The sequence below is a fragment of the Tabrizicola aquatica genome (assembly GCF_002900975.1).
GTDB lineage: Bacteria > Pseudomonadota > Alphaproteobacteria > Rhodobacterales > Rhodobacteraceae > Tabrizicola > Tabrizicola aquatica.
Genome location: NZ_PJON01000002.1, coordinates 566,827 through 589,298 on the forward strand (window position 1 = coordinate 566,827; position 22,472 = coordinate 589,298).

General features: G+C 67.2%; 18 protein-coding genes. 14 read left to right on the plus strand and 4 right to left on the minus strand.

Annotated elements, in window-relative coordinates; all coding sequences use genetic code 11:
• Positions 1-116 precede the first annotated feature (116 nt).
• The 11 genes from tsaE to CXR42_RS11185 all read left to right on the plus strand — a co-directional run bounded on the left by tsaE (position 117) and on the right by CXR42_RS11185 (position 14,505).
• Entirely contained in the window at positions 117-581 is a 465-nt protein-coding gene (tsaE, locus tag CXR42_RS11135; protein ID WP_103257596.1) for a tRNA (adenosine(37)-N6)-threonylcarbamoyltransferase complex ATPase subunit type 1 TsaE, read from the plus strand.
• Positions 574-1,590, plus strand: coding sequence for an aminoglycoside phosphotransferase family protein (locus tag CXR42_RS11140; RefSeq protein ID WP_103257597.1), 1,017 nt, complete (start codon positions 574-576; stop codon positions 1,588-1,590). The genes tsaE and CXR42_RS11140 overlap by 8 nt, the downstream gene beginning before the upstream one ends.
• Positions 1,566-2,270 carry a nucleotidyltransferase family protein gene (locus CXR42_RS11145; protein ID WP_103257598.1) on the plus strand — a complete coding sequence of 235 codons (705 nt, stop codon included), beginning with the start codon at positions 1,566-1,568 and terminating at the stop codon, positions 2,268-2,270. The genes CXR42_RS11140 and CXR42_RS11145 overlap by 25 nt, the downstream gene beginning before the upstream one ends.
• Positions 2,263-5,157: a double-strand break repair protein AddB gene (gene addB / locus CXR42_RS11150; protein ID WP_103257599.1), complete on the plus strand. Its 2,895-nt coding sequence runs from the start codon at positions 2,263-2,265 to the stop codon at positions 5,155-5,157. The genes CXR42_RS11145 and addB overlap by 8 nt, the downstream gene beginning before the upstream one ends.
• A complete protein-coding gene (addA, locus tag CXR42_RS11155) occupies positions 5,154-8,480 on the plus strand; it encodes a double-strand break repair helicase AddA (protein ID WP_103257600.1) in 3,327 nt (1,108 codons plus the stop codon). Before addB ends, addA begins: the two co-directional genes overlap by 4 nt.
• Before the next feature lie 58 nt (positions 8,481-8,538).
• A complete protein-coding gene (trxA, locus tag CXR42_RS11160) occupies positions 8,539-8,865 on the plus strand; it encodes a thioredoxin (RefSeq protein ID WP_103257601.1) in 327 nt (108 codons plus the stop codon).
• A 274-nt stretch (positions 8,866-9,139) separates the two neighbouring features.
• The gene (pnp, locus tag CXR42_RS11165) at positions 9,140-11,281 is read left to right on the plus strand and encodes a polyribonucleotide nucleotidyltransferase (RefSeq protein ID WP_103257602.1); all 2,142 of its coding nucleotides are present in this window, start codon (positions 9,140-9,142) and stop codon (positions 11,279-11,281) included.
• Between the two features lie 125 nt (positions 11,282-11,406).
• The gene (locus CXR42_RS11170; protein ID WP_103257764.1) at positions 11,407-12,000 is read left to right on the plus strand and encodes a L,D-transpeptidase; all 594 of its coding nucleotides are present in this window, start codon (positions 11,407-11,409) and stop codon (positions 11,998-12,000) included.
• A gap of 56 nt (positions 12,001-12,056) precedes the next feature.
• On the plus strand, positions 12,057-13,259 hold the full coding sequence (locus CXR42_RS11175; protein ID WP_103257603.1) for a GTP-binding protein: 1,203 nt from the start codon (positions 12,057-12,059) through the stop codon (positions 13,257-13,259).
• Positions 13,256-13,534, plus strand: coding sequence for a DUF6525 family protein (locus CXR42_RS11180; RefSeq protein WP_219727946.1), 279 nt, complete (start codon positions 13,256-13,258; stop codon positions 13,532-13,534). Before CXR42_RS11175 ends, CXR42_RS11180 begins: the two co-directional genes overlap by 4 nt.
• A 26-nt stretch (positions 13,535-13,560) precedes the next feature.
• Positions 13,561-14,505: a hypothetical protein gene (locus tag CXR42_RS11185; protein WP_103257604.1), complete on the plus strand. Its 945-nt coding sequence runs from the start codon at positions 13,561-13,563 to the stop codon at positions 14,503-14,505.
• A gap of 9 nt (positions 14,506-14,514) precedes the next feature.
• On the opposite strand, the gene CXR42_RS11190 is transcribed toward CXR42_RS11185, so the two are convergent.
• The 3 genes from CXR42_RS11190 to greA all read right to left on the minus strand — a co-directional run bounded on the left by CXR42_RS11190 (position 14,515) and on the right by greA (position 16,822).
• Positions 14,515-15,171 (minus strand): peroxiredoxin, encoded by a 657-nt coding sequence (locus CXR42_RS11190; protein WP_103257605.1) that lies wholly within the window; start codon positions 15,169-15,171, stop codon positions 14,515-14,517.
• Positions 15,172-15,316: 145 nt separating this feature from the next.
• Positions 15,317-16,336 (minus strand): hypothetical protein, encoded by a 1,020-nt coding sequence (locus tag CXR42_RS11195; protein ID WP_245875420.1) that lies wholly within the window; start codon positions 16,334-16,336, stop codon positions 15,317-15,319.
• 15 nt (positions 16,337-16,351) lie between these two features.
• Complete coding sequence (gene greA / locus CXR42_RS11200; RefSeq protein WP_103257607.1) at positions 16,352-16,822, minus strand: transcription elongation factor GreA; 471 nt, start codon at positions 16,820-16,822, stop codon at positions 16,352-16,354.
• A 274-nt stretch (positions 16,823-17,096) separates the two neighbouring features.
• Between greA and CXR42_RS11205 the strand changes: the two genes are divergently transcribed.
• The 3 genes from CXR42_RS11205 (at position 17,097) to CXR42_RS11215 (ending at position 21,369) form a co-directional block, all read left to right on the plus strand.
• On the plus strand, positions 17,097-18,740 hold the full coding sequence (locus tag CXR42_RS11205; protein ID WP_103257608.1) for an electron transfer flavoprotein-ubiquinone oxidoreductase: 1,644 nt from the start codon (positions 17,097-17,099) through the stop codon (positions 18,738-18,740).
• Positions 18,741-18,827: 87 nt separating this feature from the next.
• On the plus strand, positions 18,828-20,528 hold the full coding sequence (locus CXR42_RS11210; protein ID WP_103257609.1) for a tetratricopeptide repeat protein: 1,701 nt from the start codon (positions 18,828-18,830) through the stop codon (positions 20,526-20,528).
• Complete coding sequence (locus CXR42_RS11215) at positions 20,518-21,369, plus strand: 4-(cytidine 5'-diphospho)-2-C-methyl-D-erythritol kinase (RefSeq protein ID WP_103257610.1); 852 nt, start codon at positions 20,518-20,520, stop codon at positions 21,367-21,369. The genes CXR42_RS11210 and CXR42_RS11215 overlap by 11 nt, the downstream gene beginning before the upstream one ends.
• 384 nt (positions 21,370-21,753) lie before the next feature.
• Here CXR42_RS11215 and fliP read toward each other — a convergent pair whose 3' ends face one another.
• Positions 21,754-22,464, minus strand: coding sequence for a flagellar type III secretion system pore protein FliP (gene fliP / locus CXR42_RS11220; protein ID WP_103257766.1), 711 nt, complete (start codon positions 22,462-22,464; stop codon positions 21,754-21,756).
• Between the last annotated feature and the right edge of the window lie 8 nt (positions 22,465-22,472).

The window sequence follows — 22,472 nt, forward strand, 5'->3', positions numbered from 1 at the left end:
GATGCTCCCTGCCAGGCTGCTCTCATGCTGTCGCAACTTGGTGCCGCGAAGGCGCCTGGCCAGCGGCCACAGTGAACCACCCTTGCGGCCCGGCTACCGCCGGGTAGACTCGGGACATGACCTTGCCCGACACCTTTACGCTTGACCTGCCCGATGAGACCGCGACGGCGGCCCTGGGCGCGCGTCTGGCGGCGGTGGCGCAGGCGGGCGATGTGATCCTGCTTTCGGGCGCCATCGGCGCCGGCAAAAGCCACCTGGCCCGCGCCTTCATCCGCGCCCGGCTGGGGCAGGGGGAGGAGGTGCCCTCTCCCACCTTCACCCTGATTCAGACCTACGGCCCGCCCGATGCGGAAATCTTCCACGCCGACCTCTACCGTCTCACCCATCCTGATGAGGTCTGGGAACTTGGCCTGGACGACGCCTTCACCCGCGCGATCTGCCTGGTGGAATGGCCCGACCGGCTGGGCACGCACCTACCGCCCGGGGCGTTGCATCTGGACCTGTCGGCGCTGGGCGAAGGACGACGCGCCACCCTGCGCGGCGGACGCGAGGCCCTGCGCAAGGCGGCGCTGGATGGCTGACCGCGAGCCCCTGATTGCCGCGTTCCTTGGCCTGACAGGCTGGGAAAAGGCCGAGCGTCGCCATCTGGCCGGCGATGCCTCTGACCGGCGCTATTGGCGCCTCACGCGCGGAACGGACAGCGCTGTGCTGATGGACAACCCGCCGGGTGGTGCCGATGATCCCGCCGCTTTTGCCGCCATGGCCCGGCATCTGTCGGCCCTCGGCCTTTCGCCGCCGCGTCTGATTGCCGCCGACCTGGCCCAAGGCCTGCTGCTGCTGGAGGACCTGGGCGACGGACTGTTTGCCCGTCTCATTGCTGCCGACCCGTCGCAAGAGGAACCGCTTTACGCCGCCGCCGTCGACGTTCTGGTCCAGCTTCAGGCCGCGCCCCCTCCGCCCGGTCTGCCGAATCTTTCGGCCCAGGACTGGGCCGAGGCCGCAGCCATAGCCTTCACCATCTACGCCCCTGCCGCGACCGGCCAGCCCCCCGATCCGGGCCCCGTCACCCGCGCATTGGCGCTGGCGCTGCAAACCCATGCCGACAGCCCCCGCACGCTGATCCTGCGCGACTATCACGCCGAGAACCTGCTCTGGCTGCCGGACCGCCAGGGGACCGCCCGCGTGGGGCTGCTGGACTTTCAGCTCGGCCAGCTGGGTCAGCCGGGCTATGATCTCGTCTCGCTTCTGCAGGATGCGCGCCGGGATGTCTCGCCTGCGATTGAATCGCGGATGATCGACCGTTTCGCCGCTGCCACAGGCTGGGATTCAGAAGCCTTTTCAGCTCATTATGCTACGCTTGGCGTCCAACGTGCCCTGCGCATCCTGGGCATCTTCGCGCGGTTGGGCCTTGTGGCGGGCAAGCCCGGCTACCTGCGTCTGATCCCGCGTGTCTGGCGGCAGTTGCAGCAGAACCTTGCCCATCCCGCGCTGACTGATCTGCGCGCGGCCTGCCTGCGCGACCTGCCCGAACCCACCCCCGCAACCCTTGGCCGCATCGAAGCCCAATGCCCGACTTCCCCTTCCCGCTGATGATCTTCGCCGCCGGCTTTGGCACTCGCATGGGCGCGCTGACGGCCGACCGGCCCAAGCCGCTGATCCCGGTGGCGGGCCGGCCGCTGATCGACCATGCGCTGCAGATCGCAGCCGGGGCCGGGGCGCACCGGATCGTGGCGAACACCCATTACCGGGCCGAACAACTCGCCGCCCATCTTACCCCCAAGGGCGTTGCGATCAGCCATGAGGCCGGACCCATCCTGGAAACCGGCGGCGGCCTGCGCGCCGCGCTGCCGCTTTTGGGTCCCGGCCCCGTCGCGGTGCTGAACAGCGACGGCATCTGGACCGGCGCGAACCCTTTGGCGCAACTGGCCGCCGCTTGGGACCCCAAACGAATGGAGACGTTGCTCCTTCTTCTGCCGCTGCATCAGGCACTGGCGCGGGGCGGGAAGGGCGATTTCCGTCTGGACGACCAAGGCCGGATCAGCCGCGGGCAGGGGGGTGAGGATCACGTCTATATCGGCGCCTGCATCCTGGCCCCGGACCGGCTGGCGGCGATCGAGGAGGAGGCGTTCTCGCTTAACAGGCCCTGGAACGACATGATCGCGGCCGGCACCGCCTTTGGCCTTGTCCACCAGGGCCGCTGGTGCGACGTCGGCCACCCGGCCGGAATTGCCGAGGCCGAGCAACTGCTTGCGCAGGCCGCCCATGGCTGACCCCGCGCTTTACGCCCTGCCGCCCGGCGTCGATTTCCCGGCCGAACTGGTCGCGGGCCTGTTGCACCGCATGCGGGACCACCCGCCCGAGGCGCTGGCCCGTGTGACGTTGATCCTGAACACCCAGCGCATGCGGCGGCGGGTGACCGAGTGTCTGATGCACTCGGGCGCGCGTCTCTTGCCCCGGCTTCTGCTGGTCACCGACATTGCTGCCCTGGGGGCCGCGCCTTTGCCGCCCGGCACCTCGCCCCTGCGCAGGCGGCTGGAGCTGACGGTCCTTCTGGACAAGCTGCTGGCCACCGGCACCACCGATTTCCCCCGCAGCGCGCTTTATGATCTGGCCGACAGCCTGGCCGCGCTGATGGAGGAGATGCAGGGCGAAGGCGTGTCCCCCGACCGGATTGCCGGGCTGGACGTGGCCGACCACTCGGCGCATTGGGCGCGGACCCAGGCCTTTCTGGGGATCGTAGCCCAGGCGATGGGCGGCGACGGCGCGGATGCCGAAGCGCGGCTGCGCCAGGCGGTGCTGTCCCTGGCCGAACGCTGGCAAGACCACCCGCCGCAGGCCCCGGTGATCGTCGCCGGCTCGACCGGGTCGCGCGGGACGACCGCGCTTCTGATGCAGGCGGTGGCGCGGCTGCCGCAGGGCGCGGTGGTGCTGCCGGGCTATGATTTCGACCAACCGGATGCCGTCTGGGACCGGCTGGATGATGCCCTGACCGCCGAGGATCACCCCCAGTTCCGCTTTCGCGCGCTGATGGACCGGCTGGGCTGCGGACCGCAGGCCGTGCAACCCTGGACCGATGCGCCCGCTCCCTCGCCCGACCGCAACCGCCTGATTTCCCTGTCGCTTCGTCCCGCCCCGATTACCGATCAATGGCTGGCCGAGGGGCCCAGCCTGCCGCCCCTGATCCCCGCCACGCAAGACATGACCCTGATCGAGGCCCCCAGCGAGCGGACCGAGGCCTTCGCCATCGCCCTGATCCTGCGCGACGCGGCCGAGCGGGGAGAGCGCGCCGCCCTTGTCTCGCCTGACCGGAACCTGACCCGCCGTGTGACCGCCGCCCTGGACCGCTGGGGCATCCGCCCCGACGATTCCGCCGGCCGTCCGCTGCCGCTGTCTGCCCCCGGCCGCTTTCTGCGCCAGATTGCCGGGCTGTTCGGCGATCGCCTCACGGCGGACCGACTGCTGGCCTTGCTGAAGCACCCGCTGGTCTTTTCCGGCCCCGGGCGTGGCGCGCATCTGATCCTGACGCGCGAGCTTGAACTTCACCTGCGCCGCCACGGACCGGCCTTTCCAACGGCCGAAAGCCTGGCCACCTGGGCCGCTGGCAGCCGGGTCCCCGGCGCGGCGGATTGGGCAAAAATTCTGGGCCAGACCCTCTCGCCCCTGGCCGACATCGGCCCTCTGCCCCTGACGGCTTTCGTCGCAGCCCACCTTGCCAACGCCGAGACGCTGGCGCGCGGCTTTGCCCCCGACGGCGCGGGTGCCCTGTGGGAGAAGGAGGCCGGCCAGAAGGCCGCCGAGGCTGTGGCGGAACTGCAAGCCGAGGCCGGGGCCGCCGGCACCCTGACCCCCGGCGACTATGATCGCCTGTTCCACGGCGTCCTGCAACGGCACGAGGTGCGTGAGGCGGAAAGTGTCCATCCCGATATCATGGTCTGGGGCACGATCGAGGCGCGGGTCCAGGGGGCCGATCTGGTGATCCTTGGCGGCTTGAACGAGGGCGCCTGGCCCGCCCAGCCGCCGCCGGACCCCTGGCTGAACCGGGCGATGCGCAAGGCGGCGGGGCTTCTGCTGCCCGAACGCCGCATCGGCCTTTCGGCGCATGACTACCAGCAGGCCGTCGCCGCGCCGCGCGTGGTCCTGACCCGCGCCATCCGGGGGGCCGAGGCCGAAACCGTCCCTGCCCGGTGGCTGAACCGCCTGGTCAACCTGATGTCCGGCCTGCCCAGCCGCGACGGACCGCAGGCGCTGGACCTGATGCGGGGCCGGGGCCAGCACTGGCTGACCCTTGCCACCCGGTTCGACCGGGTGGACCCCGTGCCGCCCGCCCCGCGCCCCTCGCCCCGCCCGCCGGTAGAGGCGCGGCCGAAACGGCTGTCCCTGACCGAGGTTGGTCGGCTGGTGCGCGACCCCTACGCGATCTACGCCCGGCACGTCCTGCGCCTGTCCAAGCTTGATCCCCTCCGCCCCGAAGCCGACCCCCGCCTGCGCGGCGTGGTCCTGCATGAGATCCTCGAGACGTTCATCAAGCGCGGCGGCACCGACCGCGCCGCGCTTCTGGCCACCGCAGACGAGGTTCTGGCCGCCCGTGTTGCCTGGCCCCTGGCCCGCACCGTCTGGCGCGCGCGGATCGCCAAGGCGGCGGATGCCTTCCTGCGCTACTCCTCCTCCACCGGAGGCACGCCTGTCCTGTTGGAGGAAAAGGGCGCCACCCCCATCGCGGGACTGGACTTTGCCCTGACCGGCAAGCCTGACCGCATCGACATGCTTCCCGACGGCCGCCTCCTCCTGATCGACTACAAGACTGGCGACCCGCCCAGCGAAAAGCAGCAGCGCAATTTCGACAAGCAACTTTTGCTTGCCGCCGCGATGGCGGAACGGGGCGGCTTCGCCTCGATCGGTCCGTCCGAGGTGGCGAAGATCGCCTTCATCGGGCTGAAGGCCGAGTTGAAGAAGGTGGAAACCGATCTTGCCCCCGGCCGGGTCGGCGCGGTCTGGGATGAATTCGTGCGCCTTGTCACCGCCTATGCACAACCCGGACAGGGCTACACTGCCCGCCGCGCGCTGATGTCCGAAACTGACGCCTCGGACTATGACCACCTGTCGCGCTACGGCGAATGGGACATGACCCAGGACCCCAGGGCCGAGGATCTGGCATGACACTGAACCCCGCCTTCGCCGCCCAGATCGCCGCCGCCGAGCCGTTGCGCAACACTTGGCTGTCGGCCAACGCCGGGTCGGGCAAGACCCGCGTGCTGACCGACCGGGTGGCGCGGCTTCTGCTGTCGGGGGTCGAACCGCAGCACATCCTCTGCCTGACCTACACCAAGGCCGCCGCGTCCGAGATGCAGAACCGCCTGTTCAAGCGGCTTGGCGAATGGGCGATGGCGCCCGAACCCGATCTGCGCAAGGCCCTGCTGGACCTTGGCGAAGCGGACTTCTCCGCCGCCCGCCTGGCCCGCGCGCGGCAGCTTTTCGCCCGCGCCATCGAAACCCCCGGTGGCCTGCGCATCCAGACCATCCACAGCTTCTGCGGCAGCCTTCTGCGCCGCTTTCCGCTAGAGGCCGGGGTGCCCCCCGGATTCGCCGAACTCGACGACCGCTCTGCCCGCCAGATGCGCGCCGAGATCGTCGAGGAACTTGCCGACGGCCCCCACGCCCCCGTGGTCCGCCGCCTGGCCGAAGTGCAGGGCGCCGAGGATTTCGCCCCTCTGGTCGAGGAACTGTCCCGCCACCGTGCCGCCTTTGCCACGCCGCTGGACGCCGCCGCGATCTGGTCGCTGTTTGGCCTGCCGCCGGGCTTTGCGGCCTCGGACCTGCTGGCGCAGACCTTCCTGGGCGACGAGACGCTGTGGTTTCCCGACCTGATCACCGGGCTGGCGGCGGGCAGTTCAACCGACGTTAAGGCGGCCGACAAACTGCGTCCGCTGGACCTGTCCAACCCCGACCTTGCCACCCTGGCGACGCTGGAAAGCCTGTTCCTGTTCGGCGACGGTGCCGGCACGCCATTTGCCGCGAAGATCGGCAAGTTCCCCACCAAGGACACCCGCGCCGCCCTTGGCGCCATCATGGACCGGTGCGAGGCGCTGATGGCCCGCGTCGAAGCCGCGCGCGGCCAGCGCATCTGTCTGGAAGCGGCCGAGAAATCGCTGGCGCTCCACCGCTTCGCCGCCGCCTTCCTGCCGGAATATGCCAGGCGCAAGGCCGCCCACGGGCAGTTGGACTTTGACGACCTGATCGGCAAGGCCCGCGCGCTGCTGAAAGACCCCTCACTGGCGGCCTGGGTGCTGTACCGGCTGGATGGCGGTATCGACCACATCCTGGTGGACGAGGCGCAGGACACCAGCCCCGAGCAATGGGAGCTGATCGAATCCCTCGCGTCCGAGTTGATCGCGGGCGAGGGGGCGGGAACCAGGCCACGGACACTGTTCGTCGTTGGGGACAAGAAGCAGTCGATCTATTCGTTCCAGGGCGCCGATGTGGCCGCCTTCGACCAGAAACGCGACCATTTCCACAGCCGGCTTGCCGGTGGACCGGGCCTTGTCGGCCGCGCCCTGGAACATTCCTTCCGCTCTTCGCCCGCGATCCTGAAGGTGGTGGACCGGACCTTCACCGAGGCAGAGTTTCAGGCGCTGGGCGGCGAATCCCGCCACACCGCCTTCAACGAACGCCTGCCCGGCCGTGTCGATGTCTGGCCGGTCGAGCAGAAGGCTGAAACCCCCGAACCCGGCGACTGGTTCGACCCCGTCGACGCCCGCAGCGCCGAGGACCCCCGCGTGATCCTGGCCGGCCGTATCGCCGAGTGGATCCGTGACACCGTTGCCGCCGGGGTGCAGATCCCCCAGGTTCCGCGCGACGGCAAACCGCCGCAGCGCCCGGTCCATTTTGGCGATTTCCTGGTGCTGGTCCAACGCCGCTCGCCCCTGTTCCACGAGATCATCCGCGCCTGCAAGGCGCTGAACCTGCCCATTGCCGGGGCTGACCGGCTGAAACTGGGCGGGGAACTCGCGGTCCGCGACCTTTCCGCCCTTCTGACCTTCCTTGACACGCCCGAGGATGACCTGTCGCTGGCCTCTCTCCTCCGCTCGCCGCTCTGTGGCTGGTCCGAGGCCGAGCTTTTCCGTCTGGCCAACCCCCGCAAGGGCTATCTGTGGGAGGCGCTGCGCGACCACCCTGGTCGCCCGGACACGCTGGCCTTCCTGAACGACATGCGGTCCCAGGCCGATTTCCTGCGGCCCTACGACCTGATCGAACGCGCGCTGCACCGCCACGACGGCCGCCGCAAGCTCTTGGCCCGCCTGGGGCCCGAGGCGCAGGATGGCATCGACGAACTCTTGTCGCAGGCGCTGGCCTATGAGGGGCAAGAGGTTCCCAGCCTGACCGGCTTCCTGGTCTGGATGCAGACCGACGAGGTCGAGGTAAAGCGCCAGCTGGATGGCGAAGGCCGGCTGATCCGGGTGATGACGGTTCACGGCGCCAAGGGGTTGGAGGGCGAGATCGTGATCCTGCCCGACACCGGCGACCGCCCGCCGCGAGAGCGTGACCAGCTTTTTCGCCTGCCCGATGGCCCCGCCGTCTGGAAGATGCCTGCTGCCGAAAGCCCGCCGCCGATAGCCGCCGAACGCGCTGCCCGCCAGGCCCGCGAGGCGGCCGAACGCCTGCGCCTGCTGTATGTCGCCATGACGCGGGCGCGCTGCTGGCTGGTCACGGCGGCGGCGGGTGAGGTGAAGCAGCCGGATTGCTGGTACAACCTGATCCGCGCCGGGGTGGAACGGGCCGAGGCCTTCGATGCCGAGGGCATCCGCCGCCACGCCATTGGCGACTGGCCAGAACCGCTGGTCACGCTGGCGCCCGCCCCCATGCCCCCCGGCGCGCTGCCCGACTGGCTGACCCGCCCCGCGCCTGCCCCGCTGGAGCCGCCAAAACCCCTGTCGCCCTCAGACCTGGGCGGGGCCAAGGCGCTGCCCGGTGAACCCGCCTGGCCCGAGGCCGTCGCCAAGGCCCGTGGCACTGCGCTGCACCTGCTCTTGGAGCGCCTGCCGGGCCTTGACCCTGCCACCTGGGCCGACCACGCCGCCAGCCTGATCCCCGACGCCACCCTCGCTGCCGAAATCCTGGCCGAGGCCCGGCTGGTCCTGGAAAGCCCCGCACTCGCGCCGCTTTTCGCGCCAGACACCCTGGCCGAGGTCGCTGTGAACGCGCCATGGCAGGGGCGCACCCTGGTCGGCAGCATCGACCGTCTGATCGTCACCCCCGAACAGGTGCTGGTCATCGACTACAAGTCGAACGCCATCGTCCCGGCAAGCCCCGCCCAGGTGCCCGAAGGCATCCTGCGCCAGCTTGGTGCCTATGCCCACATGCTGGCCCAGATCTACCCCGGCCGCCGGGTCGAGACGGCCGTGCTGTGGACCCGCGGTCCCAGCCTTATGCGACTTGATCCCGAGATCGTGAGGTCGGCCCTTGCCCGCACCACGATCCCTTGACGTCCGCGCCCCGGCTTCTTAGCTTCACAGCCCAACCTTTCCCGCTAGGAGACCCGCCATGGGCGCCGCCACCGTCGCCGTCACCGACGCCACTTTCGATGCCGAAGTCCGCAAGTCGCCGATTCCGGTCGTCGTGGACTTCTGGGCCGAATGGTGCGGCCCCTGCCGCATGATCGGCCCGGCCCTGGAAGAACTGGCCGAGCAATATGCCGGCAAGGTCAAGATCGTGAAGGTCAACGTGGACGAAAACCCGGACAGCCCCGCCACCCTTGGCGTGCGCGGCATCCCGGCGCTGTTCATGTTCAAGGACGGCCAGGTCGTGTCGAACAAGGTCGGCGCCGCCCCCAAGGCCGCGCTGGAAACCTGGATCAAGTCGGCGATCTGACAGAGCCTCCTCGTTCGACTGCGTCTCCTCGTCGGGATTGACCCGCGAGGAGCGACGAAGTCGACGACGAGCAGCATCCAGAAAGGCCCGGCCCCGCAAGCGGCCGGGCTTATCATTTGCTTTCCTTCCAGGGCATTTTCCTGTAAGGCCCGCGCCATCTGAGACGTGTGGTCCGCCCCCGGGGCCCGTGCGAAGGATCGGGGGGACGGCGGCAATGGGGCCGCCAGATATATCGGGGGCACCGGCAGGGGCCGGCCTCCAGAGGAAACGATACATGTTCAATGTGACGAAGAAATCGATCCAGTGGGGCAATGAAACGCTCACACTGGAAACGGGGAAAGTTGCGCGTCAGGCCGATGGGTCGGTGATCGCGACGCTGGGCGAAACCCAGGTGATGGCCAACGTGACCTTTGCGCGCGCCGCGAAGCCGGGCCAGGACTTTTTCCCCCTGACGGTTCACTATCAGGAAAAGTACTATGCGGCCGGCAAGATCCCCGGTGGCTTCTTCAAGCGTGAAGCGCGCCCGTCGGAAAAAGAGACGCTGACCTCGCGTCTGATCGACCGTCCGATCCGCCCGCTGTTCGTCGACGGCTTCCGCAACGAAGTGCTGGTCATGGCGACCGTTCTGTCCTGCGACCTGGTCAACGACCCTGACGTCGTGGCGATGATCGCCACCTCGGCGGCGCTGACGGTGTCGGGTGTGCCCTTCATGGGCCCGATCGGTGCGGCCCGCGTCGGCTTTGTCGACGGCCAGTATGTGCTGAACCCGGCTATGGACGACATGACGCAGCTGCGCATGAAGCCCGACCAGCGTCTTGACCTGGTCATCGCCGGCACCAAAGACGCCGTGATGATGGTCGAATCCGAAGCTTACGAGCTGACGGAAGAAGAAATGCTGGGCGCCGTCGTCTTCGGCCACGAGCAGATGCAGCCGGTCATCGACCTGATCATCGACTTCGCCGAATCCTCGGCGAAAGAGCCGTTCGACTTCACGCCGCCCGACTATTCCGGCCTCTACGCCAAGGTGAAAGCCGCCGGCGAAGAGCAGATGCGCGCCGCCTTCGCGATCCGCGACAAGCAGGACCGCACGGCCGCCATCGAGGCCGCCGTCCAGGCGATCAAGGCCGCGATGACCGAGGAAGACCAGGCCGACGCGAACCTTTACCCGGCGATCAAGCAACTGGAATCGGCGGTTCTGCGGGGCGACGTGGTCAAGCACGGCCGCCGCATCGACGGCCGCGACACCAAGACCGTCCGTCCGATCACCTGCGAAACCGGAATCCTGCCGCGCGCCCACGGCTCGGCGCTGTTCACCCGGGGTGAAACCCAGGGCCTCGTCGTCACCACCCTTGGGACCGGCGAAGATGAGCAGATCATCGACGCGCTGAACGGCAACTACCGCTCGAACTTCCTGCTGCACTACAACTTCCCGCCCTACTCGGTTGGTGAAGTTGGCCGTGTTGGCAGCCCGGGCCGTCGCGAAATCGGCCACGGCAAGCTGGCCTGGCGCGCGCTGCAGGCGGTTCTGCCGGCGCCGACCGACTTCCCCTACACGATCCGCGTCGTGTCCGAGATCACCGAATCGAACGGCTCCTCCTCGATGGCGTCGGTCTGTGGTGGCTCTCTGTCCATGATGGACGCGGGCGTGCCGCTGAAGGCCCCGGTCGCGGGCGTCGCGATGGGTCTGGTGCTGGAAGAAGACGGTGACTGGGCCGTCCTGACCGACATCCTGGGCGACGAGGATCACCTTGGCGACATGGACTTCAAGGTCGCCGGGACCGAGAAGGGCATCACCTCGCTGCAGATGGACATCAAGATCGCCGGGATCACCCCCGACATCATGAAGCAGGCCCTGGCGCAAGCCAAGGACGGCCGTCTGCACATCCTGGGCGAGATGGCCAAGGCGCTGACCTCGGCTCAGGCGTTCAGCGAATATGCCCCGAAAATCGAGACGATGCAGATCCCGACCGACAAGATCCGGGAAGTCATCGGCTCGGGCGGCAAGGTCATCCGCGAGATCGTCGAGGTCTCGGGTGCCAAGGTCGACATCAACGACGACGGCATGATCAAGATTGCCTCGAACGACCAGAAGGCCATCAAGAAGGCCTATGAGATGATCTGGTCGATCGTGGCCGAGCCGGAAGAAGGCCAGGTCTACACCGGCAAGGTGGTGAAACTGGTCGACTTCGGCGCCTTCGTGAACTTCTTCGGCAAGCGCGACGGTCTGGTGCATGTGTCCCAGATCGCCAACAAGCGCCTGAACCACCCGAACGAGATCCTGAAGGAAGGCCAGGAGGTCAAGGTCAAGCTTCTGGGCTTCGACGACCGTGGCAAGGTCCGCCTTGGCATGAAGATGGTCGATCAGGAAACCGGTGAGGAAATCACCGAGAAGAAGGAAGAGTCGGCCGAAGGCTGATCCCTTCGCTGGCATGAATGTGAAGGCCCCGGGGGAAACCTCGGGGCCTTTTCCGTCTTGTCTCACAGCTTCTTGTGGTGCGCGTGAAGCGCGTCGCCGCAAGGATGACCGGAAAGGACAAGCGCATGACCCATCTCAATCGACGCCACCTGATCATCACCGGCCTGGCCGCTGCCATGCCCCTGCCTGCCCTGGCCCACAGCCGGCGCTCGGCCGAAGATTGGGTCATCCCCGAGGAATTCCTGCCGCGCCCGGTTCGCTTTGCCGAACCGCAAGAGCCAGGAACCCTGATCGTCGACCCGGATTACTTCGCGCTGTACCATGTTCTGACCGCACGCCGCGGGATGCAGTACAGCGTCGGCGTCGGGCGCGGAGACTTGTACGAATCCGGCTGGTTCACCCTGGGCGCAAAGAAGGAATGGCCCAGCTGGACCCCGACCAAGGACATGATCGCCCGCGACCCTGACCAATATGCGCAGTATGCCGGCGGGATGCCCGGCGGCCCGAACAACCCCCTGGGCGCGCGGGCGCTTTATCTGTTCGACGATGTGGGCAACGACACCTTTCTGCGCATCCACGGCACGCCCGAACCCTGGACCATCGGCAGCGCCGTCTCGAACGGATGCGTCCGATTGGCGAACGAGGACATCGTCGCGTTGTATGAAGCCGTCGAGATCGGCGTGCCTGTGCTGCTGTTGCCCAAGCTGCAAAGCGCCTGACACCCTTGCGCGTTATAGTATAACATAATAGAACCTCCGCCAATCAGGAGGTTCCCATGTCCGACACCCGCCTTCCCGTCACCGTCCTCTCCGGCTTTCTTGGGGCCGGAAAGACCACCCTGCTGAACCATGTCCTGAACAATCGCGACGGACGCCGCGTGGCCGTGATCGTCAATGACATGTCCGAAGTGAACATCGACGCTGACCTGATCCGCGAGGGGACGGAACTGTCCCGCGCCGAGGAAAAGCTGGTCGAGATGACGAACGGCTGCATCTGCTGCACCCTGCGCGACGACCTGCTGACCGAGGTGCGCCGTTTGGCGGCCGAGGGGCGCTTTGACTATCTGCTGATCGAAAGCACCGGCATTGCCGAACCGATGCCCGTGGCCGCGACCTTCGACTTCCGGGACGAGGCAGGGGAAAGCCTCTCGGACATCGCGCGGCTGGATACGATGGTGACGGTGGTCGATGCCATCAACCTGCTGCGCGACTTCTCCAGCCACGACTTCCTGACAGACCGGGGCGAAAGCCTTGGGGATCAAGACAACCGCACCCTGGTCAACCTGCTGACCGACCAGATCGAATTCGCCAATGTGGTGATCCTGAACAAGGTCCGCGATGCGGGGCCGAAAGCTGCCGATGCGGCTCGCAAGATCATCAAGGCCCTGAACCCCGACGCGCGCCTGATCGAGGCCGACCACTCCCGCGTCGATCCAGAGGCGATCTTCGACACCGGCCTGTTCGACTTTGACCGCGCCGCCGAGCATCCGCTTTGGGCCAAGGAATTGTACGGCTTCGCCCACCACACGCCCGAGACCGAGGAATACGGCATCACCTCTTTCGTCTACCGCGCCCGCGCACCGTTCCATCCCCAGAAGATCCACGCGGTCCTGAACGGCGACCTGCCCGGCGTGATCCGCGCCAAGGGGCATTTCTGGCTGGCGACGCGGCCGAATTGGGTGGCCGAGTTCAGCCTTGCTGGGGCCGTCTCCTCGGTCGCGCCGCTGGGGGGCTGGTGGGCCTCGGTCCCGCAAGAGCGGTGGCCGACCCATCCCGACGCGCTGAAGGAAGTCGCCGGCAAGTGGCAGGAACCCTGGGGCGACCGACGGCAAGAGATCGTCTTTATCGGGCACGGGATGGACGAACCCGCCCTGCGCGCCCGTCTGGATGCGGCGCTGGTCCCGGCCGTGCAGTTCACGCCCGACGTCTGGACCAACCTGCCCGATCCTTTCCCCAGTTGGCGGCGTCAGGCGGCATGAGCAACCTTCGCTCGCCCCGCGTCCGCTTTCGCGCGATTGATCCCATGTCCGCCTATGATCGGCTTCCCCCCGATCTGCGGGCATGGCTTGCCGAGGCCGCACTGCCATGGAGTGCGGCCTCGGTTCTGCGCTTGTGGCAGGCCGCCCTGGCCGAGACCGGATGCCCACATTCGGCCCGCGAAAGGCTGGCTCGCGCCGAACGGCGGACCCTCTCGCGCCAGGCGGCACGGGTCTGGGGAAAGCACCACCCCGCCGCCAATTCGCTGGAAAGCTAAGGCCGTCTGCTTTACCTCTTCCGGGCATGACGGATGATTTTCAGACCGAGCCGGACGAGATCGAAGCGGGCGCGCCGCCCCTGTCCCACGATCCGTTTGCCCTGCAACGCCAGCGGGCGGTCGACTGCGGCGGCTTCCTGCACGAGATGCAGAACCACGTTCTGACCTGGCTGCCCAACGGGGGCGACACCCTGGTCATTGCCTTCGACAACCTGGCGGCGGTGCGCGAAACTCAGGACCGCACCGCATGGGGGCAGAAGTTCCTGCTGGACAGCGGTTTTGATCTGCTTGGGGTGCAGATCAAGCGCCGCGACTGGTACCGGGACGCCGAGTTGATCCAGACGCTTGAGGACCTGCGCAGTGACGGGTTCTTTCAGCGGTATAGTCGCGTCGCCACGTTCGGCGCTTCGATGGGTGGGTTTGCCGCCTTGGCCTTTGCGCCCCTCGTCCCGGGTTGCATCGCCCTGGCCTTCGCGCCGCAACGCAGCCTAAGCCCCACGATCTGCCCGTGGGAAACGCGCTATCGTTTCGGTCGGACGACCTATTGGGATGACGCCCTGCCCTATGGCGATGCCGCACAGGGGGTTCCGGCGGCGTCGCGGGCCTATATCTGCTTTGATCCCCTTCTGGCCGAGGACCGCCGACATGCGTCCGAGCTTGCCGGGCCGAACGTCCGCCACCTGCCCATGCCGCATCTGGGCCACAAGCTGCCCCCGGCCTTGCTGAAGATGGGGTTGCTGAAGCCCCTGGCGCTTGCGGCACTGGCGGACAATCTTGACCGGCCCACCTTCTCGCGGATGATGCGGGCGCGGCGGGACAGCATGCCCTGGCGCCTGGCGCTGTTGCAGCGCGCCCTTGACGAGGGACATATCCGGCTGGGATTGCACGCCGCAAACTGGTGCATGGCGGACCGTCCGAACTGGAGGGTCCGCCATCTTAGAAACGCGTTTCGCGCCGCCGATCCGGGCTGACGCGACCGCTCAGGCCGGCGACTTGGCGAAGCGCAGGTAGGGCAGCTTGATGTCCAACTCGCCAAAGCGTTCCTTGGCCTGGTCATTGTTCAGCGCCAGCGCGACGATCACATCCTGACCCGGTACCCAGTTGGCCGGGGTGGCCAGCGGCACGCCATCGGTCTTTCGCACCGCATCCAGCGCGCGCAGGATTTCCGCAAAGTTGCGGCCCACGCTCATCGGATAGGTCATCGTCAGCCGCACCTTCTTGTCCGGCCCGACGATATACACCGTGCGCACTGTCGCCGAATGGGCCGGAGTCCGCCCCTCGGTCGGCAGATAGTAATCGGCCGGCAGCATGTCATAGGCCTTGGCTACGGTCAGCGAGGAATCATCGATGATCGGAAACTCGGCTGGCGATCCGCCAAACGCCTCGATGTCGCGCTTCCATTTGCCGTGGTCGTCCACGCTGTCCACTGACACGCCGATGACCTTGGTGTTGCGCTTCTTCCATTCATCAGCCAGCTGCGCGACGGCGGCGAATTCCGTGGTGCAGACCGGGGTAAAGTCGCGCGGGTGGCTGAAGATGATGCCATAGCTGTCACCCAGCCACTCGTGGAACCGGATCGTTCCGGCGGTGGAGTCGGCGGTGAAATCGGGGGCAACATCATTGATACGGACGGCCATGAGAAACCTCGCTTGGGTTGGAATCGTTCGGCTGAAAGATAGGCGAAGCGGAACAGGGTTTCATCCCTTGCCGGTCAAACGCCCTGAAATAGGAAAAAAGTCCCGGGCACCGGCGCTAACTGCTGCGGATGTTCCCCGGCTGGCGTCAGTCAAAGGTTCCCGTCACCCGCCCGAACAGCATGAAGGCGCGTGCCGTCCTGGTATCCGACAACTCTGCCAGTTCGGCGTCGCTGGCGTTCGGCTCGAAGGCGGCCACGGTCTTGTCAAAGGTCCGCAGGAAATGGTGCGCGGCGTCGCGGAACACCGGGTCTGCCTTCATCCGCGCCGCCGTCAGCGCCAGCGAGGTCCGGTCCCGGATTCCCCCCAGCGGCGCGATTGAACGCCCCCGCTCCCCTGCCGCAAAGCGCCGCCATAGCTCGGGCTGGCACAGGTCGGGCTTCAGGTCGTCCATGTAGATGCCGTCCTGGCTGAGCAGCGTCAGCACATCCTGGGCCGACCGGATCAGCTTGGCCACCGTCCGGTCCTCCAGCGCCAGACGCAGCGCGCGAAAGCCCTCCTTGTCCTCGGGCGATTCCGGGAATTGCAGCGCGCGGATGAAATCAGCCACCGAGAGCGGCGGGCGCATGTCCTCGGCCGGGGCTCCCAGGGCCAGCGCGGGCTGTTCCGTCCCCGCGTCAGAGGGCGGCCGCACCAATGCCGCCTTGCGGTCGGCCGAAGGCACCGTCAGCCCCGCATCCCGACGCGAGGAGAAACTGGCCAGCACGGTTTCGGCCTGCCGCGTGACGGCGGCGATCTCGTCGATCTTCTTTTCCACCGACGACCGCACCTGCGACCCCGGCTGCTGGCCCTGCGCCTGCACATAGCTGGACCGCATCGCATCGACCGTCGCCTGCAGCCGCGCCGCCTCGCCCCGCAGGTCTCGGACAGATCGCAGCGTTGTCACCACCACCCAGATCAGCGCCACCGGCAAAAAGACCATCAGCAGGGTCATCACCAGCCCGAAGGTCTGCGCCTCGTTGCCCGGAGGCGACATGAACACATAGGCCAGGATCAGCACGATCCAGAACAGGCTCATCACCGCGCCGCCGATTTCCAGCCCCCGGCCGGGGTCCGGCGGCGGCAGCGGCGCAGGGTCCTTTCGCATCGGGTCCCGTGCGGGTTTCACCGGACCAGCCCCCGTTCAGATGTAACGGATCGACAGGATTTCGTAGGACCGGGTCCCGCCGGGAGTCTTCACTTCCACGCTGTCGCCCTCGTCCTTGCCGATCAGGGCGCGCGCCAGGGGCGAGCGGATGTTCAGCAGGCCATTCTCGATATCGGCCTCGGTCTCGCCGACGATCTGATAGGTCTTTTTTTCGTCGGTATCCTCGTCCACGACGGCCACCGTCGCCCCGAACTTGACCGAGCCGGACAGCTTGGTCGGATCGATGACCTCGGCCAGGGACAAAAGGCCCTCCAGCTCCTTGATCCGGCCCTCGATAAAGCCCTGCTTCTCGCGCGCGGCGTGATATTCGGCGTTTTCCGACAGGTCGCCATGTTCGCGGGCTTCAGCGATGTCGCGGATGATGGCCGGACGTTCGACGGATTTCAGCTGCTTCAACTCGCTATCCAGCGCATCAAAGCCGCGCCGGGTCATCGGGATCTTTTCCATCGGCCATCCACTGCAAAATAAGAAGCCACGGACCGGGGTTCGGTCCATGACTTCGGACTTGTCTTCGGCTCACCTCACCCGATGGGGGCCGGAATTGCAAGGGGGCATGCCGCAAGCGCGCGGCGGCCGGTCGGCGCGGGAACAGAAAGCCGCGCGCAGGAATGTGTGCTGGCAATGATGTTGCGTCACGGTTGACCTTGGGTCCAGCCTGCGGCAACAGGGTTCGCGACTAGCCAGATCAAGGGCGGACGGGGCCGCTCCAGGGGGAATTGCCATGACGATCCAGCGCGAGAAGATGGATTATGACGTCGTCATCGTGGGCGCGGGGCCTGCTGGCCTGTCGGCGGCGATCCGACTGAAGCAGCTTGACCCTGATCGGTCGGTTGTCGTGCTGGAAAAGGGCTCCGAGGTCGGGGCGCACATCCTGTCCGGCGCGGTGCTGGACCCCTGTGGTCTGGATGCCCTTTTGCCCGACTGGCGGACCATGGATGCGCCGATCAAGACCCCGGTGCGCGAGGACAACTTCTACATGCTCGGGCCGGCCGGCCAGATCCGCATCCCGAACTGGCCGATGCCGCCGCTGATGTCGAACCACGGCAACTACATCGTCTCGATGGCCAATGTCTGCCGCTGGATGGCCGGCGTGGCCGAGGGGCTGGGCGTCGAGATCTTCCCCGGCATGGCCTGTTCCGAACTGGTGTTCGAGGGTGACACTGTCGTCGGCGTCGTCGCCGGCGAATTCGGCCGCGACCCCGAAACGCGCGAGCCTGGCGCGTCCTACGAGCCCGGCATGGAACTTCGCGGCAAGTATGTGCTCCTTTCGGAAGGCGTGCGCGGCAGCCTCGCGAAGCAGGTGATCGAGAAGTACCAGCTGTCCAAAGGCCATTGCCCGCAGAAGTTTGGCCTTGGCATGAAGGAAATCTGGGAAATCGACCCCGCGAAGCACCGCGAGGGGACCGTCACCCACACGATGGGCTGGCCCCTTGGCAAGAACGCCGGGGGCGGTAGCTTCATCTATCACCTTGAGAACAATCAGGTCTATGTCGGTTTCGTGGTCCACCTGAACTACGAAAACCCGCACCTTTACCCCTACATGGAATTCCAGCGCTTCAAGCACCACCCGATGGTGGCCGAGCTTCTGAAGGGCGGCAAGCGCGTGGCCTACGGTGCCCGCGCGATCAGTGAGGGCGGCTGGCAGTCGATCCCGAAGATGGTGGCTCCAGGCGTGGCGCTGTTGGGTTGCAGCGCCGGTCTGGTGAACGTCCCCCGCATCAAGGGCAACCACAACGCCATGCTGTCCGGCAAGGCCGCCGCCGAAGCCGCCCACGCCGCCATCACCGCCGGCCGCGCCGGGGATGAGCTGACCGCCTATGAAACCGATGTCCGCAGCGGCCCCATCGGCCGCGACCTGAAAAAGGTCCGCAACGTCAAGCCCTTGTGGTCGAAGTACGGCCTTGTCGCCAGCCTGATGGGTGGCGGCGTGGACATGTGGCTGAACACTATCGGCCTGACCGCCTTTGGCACCCTGCGCCACGGCAAGTCCGACGCCGCCGCCACTGGCCTTGCCAAGGATCACAAGCCGATCGACTACCCCAAGCCCGACGGCAAGCTGTCCTTCGACCGGCTGACCAACGTCGCCTTCAGCTTCACCAACCACGACGAGGCGCAGCCCGCCCACCTGGTCCTCAAGGACCCCTCGGTCCCGATCGCCGTCAACCTGCCGAAATACGCCGAACCCGCGCAGCGCTATTGCCCGGCCGGCGTGTACGAGGTGCTGGGCGAAGGCCAGGACGCGACCTTCCGCATAAACTTCCAGAACTGCGTCCACTGCAAGACCTGCGACATCAAGGACCCGTCGCAGAACATCGTCTGGACCACGCCCATGGGCGGCGGCGGGCCGAACTACCCGAACATGTGACCGCTTCGGCGGGCCAGGTCAGGCCCGCCCGCATTGCCTTGGCCCGCTTGGCCCGCTAGCTTTCCCCCGACCGCCGAGGAGAGCCCGATGCCCCGTCCCCACCTGCTGACCGCCCTTGCGCTTGCCGCCGCCCTTGGCTCTCCGCTGCGGGCCGAGGATGCCGGGGCCTATCTCGCCGCGCGGGTGGCCGAGTCGCAGAATGACTTCCGCGCTGCATCGGGCTGGTATGGCAAGGCGATCCTGTCCGACACTGGCAACGCCCGCCTGCTTGAGGGTGGAATCCTGGCCGAACTTGGCGCCGGTGATTTCGACCTGGCCATCCAGGCCGCCAAGCAGTTCAAGGCGCTGCAGGGCGATCCCAGCCAGCTTGCCGAATTCGCCCTTCTGGCCGATGAAGCCCAGCGTGAGGATTACGCCGCCCTCCTCGCCGCGCTCGACTCCGGTCGCAGCGTCGGCGACCTGGTTGACGGCCTCGTCCGCGCCTGGGCCCTGGTCGGCGAAGGCCGCATGACCGATGCCCTTGCCGCCTTCGACGAGATCACCAAGACCGAAGGGCTGCAGGCCTTTGGCTACTACCACAAGGCGCTTGCCCTTGCTTCCGTCGGCGATCTGGAAGGCGCGGACGAGATCCTGTCGGGCCGCGCTGCCGGGCCGATCTTCGTCATGCGCCGCGGTGTCTTTGCCCATGCCCAGATCCTCAGCCAGCTGGAACGTAACGCCGACGCGCTGGCGCTGATCGACCAATCCTTCGGCCCTGGCCCGGATCCCATCGTCGACGCCATGCGCCGCCGCCTGCAAGCCGGAGAGCCGGTGCCCTTCGACACGGTCCGCACCGCCCGCGACGGCATCGCCGAGGTGTTCTTTTCGGTCGCCACCGCGCTGAATGGCGATGCCGACCCGGTCTATACCCTGTTGCACCTGCGCGTCGCGGGCTACCTGCGCCCCGACCACAGCGATGCGGTCCTCCTCACCGCCGACGTGCTGGAGATGCTGGGCCAGCACCAGCTTGCGACCGAAACCTATGGCAGCTTCCCGCCGGACGACCCTGCCTTTGTCTCGGCCGAGATCGGTCGCGCCGGCGCCCTTCGCTCGCAGGACAAGAGCGATGCCGCGATCGAGGCGTTGCAAGCCCTTGCCCGCAGCAACCCTGGCCTGGGATCGGTGCAATTCGCCTTGGCCGACATGCTGCGGATGGAAGAACGCTTTGACGAGGCCGAGATCGCCTATACCGCTGCCATCGACCTGAAACCGCAGATCAGCGAAGATGACTGGGTGCTCTTCTTCTACCGTGGCATCTGCCACGAACAGTCCAAGGATTGGGCCGCCGCCGAAGCCGATTTCCGCCGCTCGCTGGACCTGAACCCGACCCAGCCGCAGGTGCTGAACTATCTCGGTTATGGCCTGGTGGATCGCGGCGAAAAGCTGGACGAGGCGCTGGGCATGATCGAAAAGGCCGTCGCTGCCGACCCGGACAAGGGCTATATCATCGACAGCCTTGCCTGGGCGCTGTTCCGGCTTGGCCGCTATGACGAGGCGCTGGAACCGATGGAGCGGGCCTCGCTTCTGGAACCCGTCGATCCGGTGGTGACCGACCATCTGGGCGATGTCTACTGGATGGTGGGCCGCAAGCTTGAGGCGCAGTTCCAGTGGCGCCGCGCCCTGTCGTTTGAGCCGACCGAAAAGGACGCCGACCGTATCCGCCGCAAGCTGGATATCGGGCTGGACGCGGTGATGGACGAGGAAAGCGCCGCCGACGGCGCGGTCGAGGCCGCCGAGAATGGCAACTGACGCCGTCACTTCCTCGGCGCCTGCCAAGCTGAACCTCTGCCTGCATGTCACCGGCCGCCGGGCTGACGGCTATCACCTGCTGGACAGCCTGGTCGTCTTTGCCTCGGTCGGTGACCGGGTCAGTGCTGTGCCGGGGCAGGGGCTTTCCTTGCGGATCACCGGGCCGGAAAGCGCCGGGCTTGTGGCCGAACCCGATAACCTGGTGCTGCGCGCCGCCCGCGCCATGGAGATCAGCGATGCTGCGCTGGTGCTGGAGAAGATCTTGCCCGTGGCCTCTGGTATCGGCGGCGGTTCGGCCGATGCCGCGGCGGCGCTGCGGGCCTTGGCGGCGCTGACGGGCCGGGACCTGCCGCCGCCGGACAGGGTACTGGCGCTGGGCGCGGATGTGCCGGTCTGCCTGGCCGGCCGCCCCGCCCGGATGTCCGGGATCGGTGAGGTGCTTGCGCCTTTGCCACCCCTGCCACCGCTCTGGTGCGTCCTGGTCAATCCCCGTGTTCCGGTCCCGACGCCCCAGGTTTTTGGCGCGATGACCCGGCGCGAGAACCCGCCGGTTCCGGATCTTCCGGCCGAAGCCCTTGGCTCAGCGGAAGCACTGGCGCATTGGCTGGCCACCCAGACCCGCAATGACCTGACGGCCCCGGCCCGTGCCGTGGCCCCGGTTCTGGCCGAAGTCCAGGCCGCGTTGGAGACCGCGCCGGGCTGCCTTCTGGCCCGCATGTCGGGCTCGGGTGGCACGCATTTCGGCCTGTTCGACGCCCTCGCCACCGCCGAAGGTGCTGCCCTTGACCTGCGCCGCGCCTATCCCGCCTGGTGGGTCGCCGAAGGCAACATCCTTCCCTGACTGCCCCCGCCTGCTCGTCGAGCACTTCGTGCACTCCTCGCATCTGCGCCGCCCTCGCAACGCGTGCACGCAGTGCTCGAGGAGCTTTCTCCTGCCTGCCATACCGGATGTCCTGCCGGTCAGCCTGACAGTGTCAAGGCACCCGCCAATCGTCCCCAAACCGCGGCGGCGTCGCGCGAACCACCATCCCGTGCGGTATCAGCCCATCCCGGGCCGTGGCGCGTGCCGCTCCGCTGGATCGGCATGCCGACAGGTCCGCCAGCCCCGCTCTCGGGCGTGGCGGCGTCAGGATCATGGTTGCCCGTTCCTGAATGCCCACGGTCAAACGCTTGAAAATACTGACATTCGCTGAAGTGTCCACCGTGGACAGTCGACCGCCGCCGGTCAGAAATAGCTTCTCACCAACGCCCCCGACACCAGGGCCCAGCCATCGGCCACCACGAAGAAGATCAGCTTGAAGGGCAGCGAGACGACCGCCGGCGGGACCATCATCATCCCCATCGACATCAGGATCGCCGCGACCACCAGATCGATGATCAGGAAGGGCAGGAAGATCATGAACCCGATCTCGAAGGCCCGCTGGATCTCGGACAGCAGGAAGGACGGAACCAGCAGCGACAGCGCCGCCTCACCTGGCGGGACCGGGGTGAGCGCCGCGCCGGGGGTGATCCGCAGGTCCTGCAGGGTCTGGAAAGTCTCGGGATCGACCCGCAGCGCCATGAATTCGCGGAACGGCAGGATCGCAGCCTGCAGCGCCGGCCCGATCTCCATCTGCCCGGTCGTCATCGGCTCGATCCCGGTGGTCCAGGCTTCGGTGAACACCGGATCCATCACATACCAGGTCAGGAACATCGCCAGGCTGACGATCAGCATGTTCGGCGGTGCCTGCTGCAGCCCGATCGCCTGGCGCAGGATCGACAGGACGGTGACGATGAACGGAAAGCAGGTCACCATGACCGCCAGCCCAGGCACCACGCTCAGCACGGTGATCAGCAGCAGCAACTGGACCGACCGCAGCGACAGCGAGTTGCCCTCGCCGCCACCCAGGTCCAGCGACAACTGCTGCGCCAGGGCGGGACCCGCCAGTAGCACCATCAGCGCGG